This is a genomic window from Nocardia sp. CY15 (genome assembly GCF_009829295.1).
Taxonomy (GTDB): Bacteria; Actinomycetota; Actinomycetes; order Mycobacteriales; family Mycobacteriaceae; genus Nocardia; species Nocardia sputi.
In genome coordinates this window covers 199,339-209,628 of the sequence record NZ_VUOT01000009.1, presented here as the reverse complement: position 1 = coordinate 209,628, position 10,290 = coordinate 199,339, and the positions used below count along the sequence as shown (strand labels likewise).

General features: G+C 68.2%; 9 protein-coding genes and 1 rRNA gene. 6 read left to right on the top strand and 4 right to left on the bottom strand.

Annotated features, from left to right (window positions below):
- The first annotated feature begins 2 nt into the window (after positions 1-2).
- The 3 genes from rrf (at position 3) to GVY39_RS14215 (ending at position 1,280) form a co-directional block, all read left to right on the top strand.
- Positions 3-119 (top strand): 5S ribosomal RNA (gene rrf, locus GVY39_RS14225).
- 114 nt (positions 120-233) lie between these two features.
- The gene (nucS, locus tag GVY39_RS14220) at positions 234-923 is read left to right on the top strand and encodes an endonuclease NucS (RefSeq protein WP_159924411.1); all 690 of its coding nucleotides are present in this window, start codon (positions 234-236) and stop codon (positions 921-923) included.
- A gap of 48 nt (positions 924-971) precedes the next feature.
- Positions 972-1,280: an ATP/GTP-binding protein gene (locus GVY39_RS14215; RefSeq protein WP_159924409.1), complete on the top strand. Its 309-nt coding sequence runs from the start codon at positions 972-974 to the stop codon at positions 1,278-1,280.
- Positions 1,281-1,464: 184 nt separating this feature from the next.
- Here GVY39_RS14215 and GVY39_RS14210 read toward each other — a convergent pair whose 3' ends face one another.
- Positions 1,465-2,466 (bottom strand): hypothetical protein, encoded by a 1,002-nt coding sequence (locus tag GVY39_RS14210; RefSeq protein ID WP_159924407.1) that lies wholly within the window; start codon positions 2,464-2,466, stop codon positions 1,465-1,467.
- An 86-nt stretch (positions 2,467-2,552) separates the two neighbouring features.
- Positions 2,553-3,026, bottom strand: coding sequence for a methylmalonyl-CoA epimerase (gene mce, locus GVY39_RS14205; protein WP_249644899.1), 474 nt, complete (start codon positions 3,024-3,026; stop codon positions 2,553-2,555).
- Between the two features lie 139 nt (positions 3,027-3,165).
- Between mce and GVY39_RS14200 the strand changes: the two genes are divergently transcribed.
- The 3 genes from GVY39_RS14200 to GVY39_RS14190 all read left to right on the top strand — a co-directional run bounded on the left by GVY39_RS14200 (position 3,166) and on the right by GVY39_RS14190 (position 5,973).
- A complete protein-coding gene (locus GVY39_RS14200) occupies positions 3,166-4,344 on the top strand; it encodes an acetyl-CoA C-acetyltransferase (RefSeq protein ID WP_159924403.1) in 1,179 nt (392 codons plus the stop codon).
- Positions 4,345-4,694: 350 nt separating this feature from the next.
- Positions 4,695-5,063 (top strand): DUF3817 domain-containing protein, encoded by a 369-nt coding sequence (locus tag GVY39_RS14195; protein WP_321210005.1) that lies wholly within the window; start codon positions 4,695-4,697, stop codon positions 5,061-5,063.
- A gap of 61 nt (positions 5,064-5,124) precedes the next feature.
- Positions 5,125-5,973, top strand: coding sequence for a tetratricopeptide repeat protein (locus GVY39_RS14190; protein WP_159924451.1), 849 nt, complete (start codon positions 5,125-5,127; stop codon positions 5,971-5,973).
- Between the two features lie 84 nt (positions 5,974-6,057).
- Here GVY39_RS14190 and glgB read toward each other — a convergent pair whose 3' ends face one another.
- Positions 6,058-8,211, bottom strand: coding sequence for a 1,4-alpha-glucan branching protein GlgB (glgB, locus tag GVY39_RS14185; protein ID WP_159924399.1), 2,154 nt, complete (start codon positions 8,209-8,211; stop codon positions 6,058-6,060).
- A complete protein-coding gene (locus GVY39_RS14180) occupies positions 8,208-10,211 on the bottom strand; it encodes an alpha-1,4-glucan--maltose-1-phosphate maltosyltransferase (RefSeq protein WP_159924397.1) in 2,004 nt (667 codons plus the stop codon). Before GVY39_RS14180 ends, glgB begins: the two co-directional genes overlap by 4 nt.
- Between the last annotated feature and the right edge of the window lie 79 nt (positions 10,212-10,290).

The window sequence follows — 10,290 nt, the reverse complement described above, 5'->3', positions numbered from 1 at the left end:
GTTACGGCGGCCATAGCGGTAGGGAAACGCCCGGTCCCATTCCGAACCCGGAAGCTAAGCCTGCCAGCGCCGATGGTACTGCACTCGACAGGGTGTGGGAGAGTAGGACACCGCCGGAACATCCTTCACGAAAGGCCCTCAACACTGTTGAGGGCCTTTCGTCGTTTCTAGGTAAGAAACGCAATTGATGGGCTGATCGCATCCGTCGTGCGGCGCTCGCCTACAGTGCTTGGGTGCGCCTAGTGATTGCTCGCTGTCAGGTCGACTACGTGGGGCGACTCACCGCCCATCTCCCGATGGCCCGCAGGCTACTGCTGATGAAAGCGGACGGCTCGGTGCTCGTGCACTCCGACGGCGGCTCGTACAAGCCGCTGAACTGGATGAGCCCGCCGTGCTGGTTGGAGGAACGCAACGGCGACTCGCAGCTCCCCGACGGAGCGAAGGGGCTGTGGGTCGTCACCAACAAGGCCGGCGAAGAACTCCGCATCACCATCGAGGACATCGAGCACGACTCCTCTCACGAGCTGGGCGTCGACCCGGGGCTGGTGAAAGACGGAGTGGAGGCCCATCTGCAAGAGCTGCTCGCCGAGCACGTGCACACGCTCGGCGCGGGCTATACACTCATCCGCCGCGAGTACATGACCGCGATCGGGCCCGTCGACCTGCTGTGCCGGGACGCCACGGGAGCGACGGTGGCGGTGGAGATCAAGCGGCGCGGCGAGATCGACGGCGTCGAACAGCTCACGCGCTACCTCGAGTTGCTGAACCGGGATCCGCTGCTGGCCCCGGTCGCGGGGGTGTTCGCCGCCCAGCAGATCAAGCCGCAGGCTCGTACGCTCGCCGAGGATCGCGGCATCCGCTGCCTGACACTGGATTACGACGCCCTACGTGGCACGGAGAGCAACGAATTCCGCTTGTTCTGACCATCGGGGCCATGCGTGCCGCGCAGGGGCGAGTAATAGGCTTGTCGAATGCCCCGCCGTAAGCCGCGTACGGGTCGGCCCGCTGATCGCTCACGAGCGGGTGGCTACCCGCTCACGGACGTCTTCGGCCGGACCGATTCCGGACCGCATGGTGACGAGACGTATGTGGTTCGCGCCATCCCGGGCAGCCGCGCGGTCAAGACCTACCGCTGCCCCGGCTGTGACCACGAGATCCCGCCCGGGATTCCCCACATCGTCGCCTGGCCCGCTTACGGAGGAGAGGACGACCGCAGGCACTGGCACAGCGGATGCTGGAACGGCCGCCACACCCGCAGAATCACGCGTCGGTGGTCCTGACCTACGCGGTCGCGTCATCGGGCGTAGTTGGATGCCCCTGCAAGGCCTCTAGGGGCCGGACGTCTACGTTGGATCTTCTACGCAGTAGGCGTCTTCAGGGCCAGAATTAAGGAAGGCCGCCCTGATGGGGCGGCCTTCGGTGAATCGGTTCAGGTATTGCTCGCAGTCGCCGTGGGGCCCGACGTCAGTTGCTGATGTCGGCGCTCTCGCGCTCGTCCGAGTCGATGTCCTCGTCATCGGTGGCGACCTCGGGGATCGCCTTCTGGCGCGAACCGGCGACGGACTTGGTGTTGCCGCCGATCGACTTGCGCTGATCGGGAACCCCGTCGAGCAATTCGCTTTCCCGGTTGACCGCGGCGAGCATCGCGGGCACCGAGTCGAGCTGACCGCGGATACCGAGCAGTTGGGCGAGCACGCGGCCGCGCAGCACGCGCATCTCCTCGGCCAGTTCCTTCGCGTGCGCGATCTTGCGCTCGGAGGTCTGGGTGGCGGAGGTGATGAGGCGGTTGGCCTCGTCGGTCGCGTCCTTGATCCGCTGGGCGGCTTCGGCGCGGCTGGTGGCTTCCAGCTCTTCCATGGCGCGGGTGAGCTTGGTGCGACGCTCGGCCATGGTGGCCTCGAAGTCCTGCTGGGTGGCCTTGCGCTTCGCGTCGGCTTCCTTCGCGATGCGGTCGGCCTCGGCCTGGGCGGCCTCGATGATCTTGGCGGACTCGGTGCGTGCGTTCGCGAGGGTCTGCTCGAATTCGATCTCGAGCGCCTCGCGCTTCTCCTTGGTCTCCGCGAGCAGCGACTCGTACTTGCCACGCATCTCGGTGGCCTGCTGCTCGGCGATCGACACCATCTCCGCTGCCTCGGCCTGAGCCAGGGCACGGACCTCGGACGCCTCGTCGGAGGCGAGCCGGAGCATGCGGGAAATGCGGTCGGACATGCCTTCCGCGGTGGTCGGCGGCACCGAGAGTCGGTCGACCTCCTTACGGAGTTCGTCGATCTCGTCGCGCGCGTCTTCCAGCTGACTGGCGAGGTTACGTGCTTGTGCCGCAGCGGCATCGCGGTCGGTGGCGGTGACTCTCAGTTCCGCGTCGAAGCGGTCGAAGTAATTACGCACCTCGTCTTGCGCATAACCCTTGCGCACAACGGTGAAGGGCAGTGCAACGAAGCGATTGCGATCGGACTCGGGTGACGACATGGCACACAAACTACAGCCTGAAGACAGCCGATGGTGACTCGACTGCGAATGTCATTCCAACGAGTTTTCCCGACTTGACGTCGATACTAGTGCGTAACATGAGCGCTCGGTTCGACCAACTCGATCAGCACACCTCCAGCATCCTTCGGGTGGATGAAATTGATGCGGGAATCCGCCGTTCCATGCCGTGGAGCCTCGTACAGCAAACGCAGACCCTTGGCGCGCAGGTACGCGGAGACGGCCTCGATGTCGGTCACCCGGTAGGCCAGTTGCTGCAAGCCGGGACCGCTGCGGTCGATGAACTTCGCGATGGTCGACTCCGCGTCGAGCGGGGCCAGCAACTGCAGGGCTGTGGCGCGATCCGGTGCGCCGGGCAGCGACAGCATCGCCTCGTGCACGCCTTGTGCCTCGTTGACCTCGCGGTGGGTCTCGACCATGCCCAGGTTCTCGGCGTACCAGGCCACCGCCGCGTCCAGGTCCGGCACCGCGATGCCGACATGGTCGACCGCGGTCACGTAGTCCGCGGGGATGAAAGGTGACTGTTCGATAACATTGCTCACCATTCGAAAGTAGCGCGACCTGGCACGGGGTGCGCGGGCCGCACCCGCTACCGTTGAGTAGAACACCTGCTCTCGCGCTGCCCCTGGCTGCCCTCGGCGTCGGCGCGGGCAGGTCCGATCTACGAATGCGAGGCTCGTCGTGACCACTTCCGTGATCGTTTCCGGTGCGCGAACCCCGGTCGGCAGGCTGCTCGGAGGTCTGAAGGACTTCAGCGGCTCCGATCTGGGCGGGTTCGCCATCAAGGCGGCGCTGGAGAAGGGCGGTGTCGCGCCCGACCAGGTCGAGTACGTGATCATGGGCCAGGTGCTCACCGCGGGCGCGGGGCAGATCCCGGCCCGTCAGGCGGCGGTCGCCGCGGGTATCCCGATGGACGTGCCCGCGTTGACGCTGAACAAGGTCTGCCTGTCCGGCATCAACGCGATCGCCCTCGCCGACCAGCTGATCCGGGCGGGCGAGTACGAGATCGTCGTCGCGGGCGGTCAGGAATCCATGAGCCAGGCGCCGCACCTGCTCGAGAAGAGCAGGGAAGGCTTCAAGTACGGCGATGTGACCTTGCGTGATCACATGGCCTACGACGGTCTGCACGACATCTTCACCGATCAGCCGATGGGCGCGCTCACCGAGCAGCGCAACGAGACCGACCGGGTCAGCCGGGAGGACCAGGACGCGTTCGCGGCGGCTTCGCACCAGCGTGCGGCGGCGGCGTGGAAGAACGGCGTTTTCGACGACGAAGTGGTCCCGGTCGCGGTGCCGCAGCGCAAGGGCGATCCGGTGCTGGTGAGCACCGATGAGGGGATTCGCGCCGACACCACGGCGGAGTCGCTGGCCAAGCTGCGGCCCGCGTTCCGCAAGGACGGCACGATCACCGCGGGCACCGCCTCGCAGATCTCCGACGGCGCCGCCGCGGTCGTGGTGATGAGCAAGGCGAAGGCGCAGGCGCTGGGTCTGAGCTGGATCGCCGAGATCGGCGCCGCCGGTGTGGTCGCCGGTCCGGACTCCACACTGCAGGACCAGCCCGCCAACGCGATCGCCAAAGCCTGCGCGCGCGAGGGTATCTCGCCCGCCGACTTGGACCTGGTGGAGATCAACGAGGCGTTCGCCGCGGTCGGCGTCGCGTCCACCCGCAAGTTGGGCATCGACCCGGAAAAGGTGAATGTCAACGGCGGCGCCATCGCCATCGGCCACCCGCTGGGCATGTCCGGTGCGCGCATCCTGCTGCACCTGGCCCTGGAACTGAAGCGCCGCGGCGGCGGCGTGGGCGCTGCCGCGCTCTGCGGTGGCGGCGGCCAGGGCGACGCGCTGATCGTCCGAGTCTGACCGTAGGCGGGCGACACCCGCACCGAACACCGACCGATGGCCGTCTCGAGTGGGCGGCCATCGGTCGTTCCCGACGCCCCTGCGCCTGCCCGGACGAACACGCGACGACGTCGGCGTGGCCGCCGTGCCACCGGCGTTCGGCCGCGACGGTGATCTCGCGTGCTCTCGGTCTGTGGCGTTGTAGCTCGCGTGACCACTTCGGCGCAACACCCGGTTCGAGCGAAGCGAGACCGAGCATCGCTCCGTTCGCGGCGAGCCACCACGGGGGCGCGAGCACGCCGCGCCGCAGGCGCGGCAATTAGACACAGCTCACTACGACAGGTTGTAGTGCATCCGGCACAATGGGGCGCATGGGCAATGTCTTCGACCTGAGCACGGTGGCCAAGCGGTTTCGTTTCATCGCGGTGCTCGAGGCGATCTCGTGGGTTCTGCTGATCATCGGCATGGTGTTCAAGCGGATTCCCGAACCGGTGATGTGGCCGGTCAAGGTGTTCGGCATGACGCACGGCATCGTGTTCGTGCTGTTCGTGATCAGCGCGATCGTGGCGGCGCGCGAGCTGGGCTGGAACGCCAAGACCACCGGTCTCGCGCTGCTGTCCAGCCTGCCGCCGTTCTGCACGGTGCTGTTCGAGATCTGGGCGGTGCGCACGGGGCAGCTGGGTGAGCTGAGCAACGCCGATTCGGCCGAGTCCGGGGCGCCCGCATCCGCTACGTCGTGACAAACTGGAAGTCGTGAATCGACCAGCCGCACGCCGTCCTTCGCCCGCTGTCGCCGCCGCCATGTCCGGGGCGGTCGATCTGTCCAGTCTGAAGCAGCCCGCCGGGAGTGCCGGCGGTGCGGCCGGTGGCGATCATGCGGTGTCGGAGGCCGAGTTCGAGACCAAGGTGCTGCGTCGTTCGATGCAGGTGCCCGTGGTGGTGGTGCTGTACTCGCAGCGCAGCCCGGGCAGTATCGAATTGGTCCGGACGCTGGAGCGTCTGGTGGCCGCCGACGGCGGCGCCTGGGACCTGGCCACGGTGGAAGCCGAGGCCAATATGCGTATCGCGCAGGCGCTGCGGGTGCAGGGTATCCCGACGGTCATCGCGATCGCGGCCGGGCAGCCGCTGGCCGATTTCGAGGGCGCCCAGCCGGAGCCGCAGGTGCGGCAGTGGCTGAACGCGGTGGTAGACGCGGTGGCGGGCAAGCTCGAGGGCGGCGGGCAGCCGCAGCAGCCTGCCGAGGACCCGCGTTTCGCGGCGGCGGAGGCGGCGCTGGAGCAGGGCGATCTGGCCGGAGCCGAGGCCGCCTACCAAGCGATCATCGACGCCGAGCCGACGAATGAGGAGGCCAAGGGCGCGCTGCGGCAGCTCCGCTTCCTGGCTCGGGCCCAGGACCTTCCGGAGTCGGCCATCGCGACCGCCGACGCCGACCCGTCGAATGTCGACGCCGCGATCGATGCCGCCGACCTCGAACTGTTCCAGCAGCGGCCCGAAGCGGCATTCGACCGGCTGATCGACGTCGTCAAGCGGACCTCCGGTGACGAGCGCACCAAAGCACGCACCCGTTTGCTGGAACTGTTCGAGTTGTTCGACCAAGCCGAGCCGTTCGTCGTGGCCGCGCGCCGCAAGCTCGCCGCCGCGCTGTACTGATCGCACCGCGTGGCGCGGCCGCGAACCGGGGCGTGACGCCCGCCCCGGGCCATGCGGTCGGGTCGCCTCGAGCGGCCAGGTTCGCTAGGCGGGACGCAGCCAGACCGCGCCGTGCGGGGCCAGGGTCACCGTGGCCGAGGCGGGACGATCGTGCCACGGCTCGTCGGTCGCCGTCAGCTCGCCCAGATTGCCGAGGCCGGAGCCGCCGTAGTCCACGGCGTCGGTGTTGAGGATCTCGAGCCAGCGGCCGGCGTGCGGCAGGCCGACTCGGTACGCGTCGTGCGTCGCCCCGGAGAAGTTGTAGACGCAGGCCACCACGGAGCCGTCGGAGCCGTAGCGTAGGAACGCCAGCACGTTGTTCGTGTGGTCGTTCGCCTCGATCCAGGCGTGGCCGCCCGGGGTGGTGTCCTGGCTCCACAGGGCGGGATGGGCGCGGTAGACCGCGTTCAGGTCGCGCACCAGCGTGCTGATGCCCTGGTGCAGCGGATTGTCCCGTTCGTGCCAGTCCAGGCCGCGATCGTGCGACCACTCCCGGTACTGGCCGAAATCCTGGCCCATGAACAGCAGTTGCTTACCGGGATGGGCCCACATGTAGGCCAGCAGCGCCCGTACGCCGGCGGCTCTGGCGAAATCGTCGCCCGGCATCCTGGTCCAGAGCGTTCCTTTACCGTGCACGACCTCGTCGTGGCTGATCGGCAGCACGTAATTCTCGCTCCAGGCATACACCAGCGAGAAGGTGATCTCGTTGTGGTGCCAGGAGCGGTGCACGGGGTCGCGGCCCAGGAACCCCAGGGTGTCGTGCATCCAGCCCATGTTCCACTTCATGGTGAAGCCGAGACCGCCGACATCGGTGCCGCGGGTGACGCCGGGCCAGGTGGTCGACTCCTCGGCGATCGTCACGACGTCGGGGTGGTGCCGGTGCAGGGTCTCGTTGAGCTCCTGCAGGAAGTCGACGGCCTCCAGGTTTTCCCGGCCGCCGTGCACGTTGGGTTCCCACGAACCTTCGGTGCGGGAATAGTCCAGGTAGAGCATGGAGGCGACCGCGTCGACGCGCAGGCCGTCGATATGGAATTCCTCGATCCAGTAGCGGGCGTTGGCGACGAGGAAGTTGCGCACCTCGTGCCTGCCGAAGTCGAACACGTAGGTGCCCCAGTCGAGTTGCTCGCCGCGGCGGGGGTCTGGGTGTTCGTAGAGCGGGGTGCCGTCGAATCGGGCCAGCGCCCACTCGTCGCGCGGGAAGTGCGCGGGCACCCAGTCCAGCAGGACGCCGATGCCCGCCGCGTGCATGTGGTCGACGAAGGCGCGGAAATCGTCCGGGGAACCGAATCGAGCTGTCGGCGCGTAATAGGAGGTGACCTGGTACCCCCACGAGCCGCCGAACGGATGCTCGGCGACGGGGAGCAGTTCGATGTGGGTGTATCCGGCCGCCTGCACGTACTCGGCGAGCTGCTCGGCCATATCGCGGTACCCGAGGCCGGGCCGCCACGAACCGAGATGCACCTCGTAGACGCTCATAGGTGCGCGGGTCGGGTCGGTGGCCGCGCGCGTGTCCAGCCATGCGCGGTCATTCCACACGTGATGGCTCTCGGTGACCACCGACGCCGTCGCCGGGGGTTTCTCGGTGGCGAAAGCCAACGGGTCGGCGTGATCGACGGTTCGCCCGTCGGCGCCGTGCACGCGGTATTTGTACTTGGTACCCGGCACGACACCCGGCACGAAGACTTCCCAGATCCCGGACGACCCCAGCGCGCGCATCGGCGCGGTATTGCCGCTCCAACCGTCGAAATCGCCTATCACGGTGACGCCGCGCGCGTTGGGCGCCCACACCGCGAACGACGTGCCCGTCACGTCACCGTCGAGGGTGGCGTAGCGGCGGGGGTGGGCGCCGAGCACCTCCCACAGGCGCTCGTGACGGCCTTCGCCGATGAGGTGCAGATCGAGTTCGCCGAGCGTGGGCAGGAAGCGGTAACCGTCGGCACCGATGATCGTCTGGCCGCCGGGATAGGCCGTCACGACGCGGTAGTCCATGATCTCCGGATACGGCAGCGCCGCGGCGAAGACGCCGTGCCCCAGGGGCTCGAGCGCATGGTCGACGCCGCCGACCCGCACCGACACGGTTTCCGCGTGCGGGCGCAGGACCCGGACGGCCGTGCCGTCGGGATGGGGATGCGCGCCGAGCACGGTGTGCGGGTCGGGGTGGGTGCCTGCCGCGAGCAGCATGAGGTCGCGTCGTTTCATCGCAGCGTCCTGCGGTAGGCCAGCTCGGTGCGCGCCTGCTGTGACACCGGGGGCAAGGTGATGATGTGCGCGACGGCGTGTGCGGGGTCCAATCGCACGTAATTGGTTTGGGCCCAGTGGTATTCCTCGCCGCTGACCTCGTCGTACACCACAGGATGGTCGTGCCATTCGCGGCCGATCGCGGGCAGGTCGAGCGAGAGCATGCCCCACTCGGCGCCGAACGGGTTGAGATTCACCACGACCAGCACCGCGTCACCACTGGCGGGGTCGATCTTGGAGTAGGCGAGCAACGCGTCGTTGTCCACGTGATGGAAATGCAGGCAGCGCAACTGTTGCAACGCCGGGTGCGCCCGGCGGATCTCGTTGAGCCGGGTCAGCCACGGCTCCAGCGACTCTCCGCGCGCGAGCGCCTCGGCGAACGGACGCGGGCGCAGCTCGTACTTCTCCGAATCGAGGTACTCCTCGCTGTCCGGTCGCACCGCCTGGTGCTCGAACAGCTCGAAACCGGAGTAGACGCCCCAGGTCGGCGCGAGGGTCGCGGCCAGGACGGCGCGGATGGCGAACATTCCCGGTCCGCCGTGCTGAAGACTCTCGTGCAGGATGTCCGGGGTGTTGACGAACAGATTCGGGCGGGCCTCGTCGGCCTTCGCGGCCAGTTCGTTGCCGAACTCGGTGAGTTCCCACTTGGCCACTCGCCAGGTGAAATACGTATAGGACTGGCTGAATCCGCGCCGGGCGAGCCCGTAGAGCCGCGCCGGGCGGGTGAACGCCTCGGACAGGAAGATGACGTCCGGGTCGGTGCGCCGCACGTTCGCGATCAGCCACTCCCAGAAGTCGGCGGGCTTGGTGTGCGGGTTGTCGACACGGAAGATGTAGACGCCCAGCCCGATCCAGTGCCGAACCACGCGCAGCACTTCGGCGTAGAGACCGTCGGGATCGTTGTCGAAGTTGACCGGGTAGATGTCCTGGTACTTCTTCGGCGGGTTCTCCGCATAGGCGATGGTGCCGTCGGGCAGGGTCGTGAACCACTCGGGATGCGCCGACACCCACGGATGATCGGGCGCGCATTGCAAGGCGAGGTCGAGCGCCACCTCCAGGCCGAGTCGCCGCGCCTGCGCGACGAACTCGGCGAAATCGGCTTCGGTGCCCAACTCCGGGTGCACGGCATCGTGCCCGCCGTGCTTCGAGCCGATCGCCCACGGGGAGCCGACGTCGCCCGGCTCCGCGGTGAGCGCGTTGTTGCGGCCTTTGCGGTTGACCTCGCCGATCGGGTGGATGGGTGGCAGGTAGACCACGTCGAAGCCCATGGCGGCGATGCGCGGCAGTTCCTCGGCCGCGGTGGCGAAGGTGCCGTGCACCGGCTTGCCGGTCGCGTCGCGACCGCCGGTCGAGCGGGGGAAGAACTCGTACCAGGAGCCGTAGAGGGCGCGTTGCCGCTCGACCTGGACGGTGTGCTGCGGGCCGCGGGTGACCAGGTCACGCAACGGCGCGGCCCGCAGGATCTCGGCGACCTCCTCGGCGAAGGCCGGGGCCACCCGTGCGGGCAGTTGCTCGTCGCCGCGCAGCGCCGCCGCGACCGCGCGCAGGCGCTCGAACTGTTTTTTCGGTACGGCTTGGGCCGCGCGCTCGAACAGGCGGGCGCCCAGCTCCAGGTCGTTGGCCAGATCGGCGGCGCTCTGCCCGACGGCCAGCTTCGCCTCGATCGCCGAGCGCCAGGTCGCGATCGGGTCGCTCCAGCCTTCGATCCGGTAGGTCCACGCTCCCGGCGCGTTCGGGGTGAACGTCGCGTTGAAGACGTCGGGCTCGTAATCCGGCGTCATGCGGATGCGGGTCGGTCGCGACACACCCGGGGCGCGGACGACGAGTGTGGCGGCGACGGCCTCGTGCCCCTCCCGCCACACCACGGTGCGCACGGGAAAAACCTCGCCGACCACCGCTTTGGCGGGCCGGCCGCCGGGGATGGACGGTGCAGTGTCATCGATAGCGATGCGGCCGGTCACGGGACCAACCTACCGGTAGCCGGCCGTCCGGACCGGATCGGCGGAGTTTTCCTCCGCCGTCCCGGCTCGGCGCGGCGGC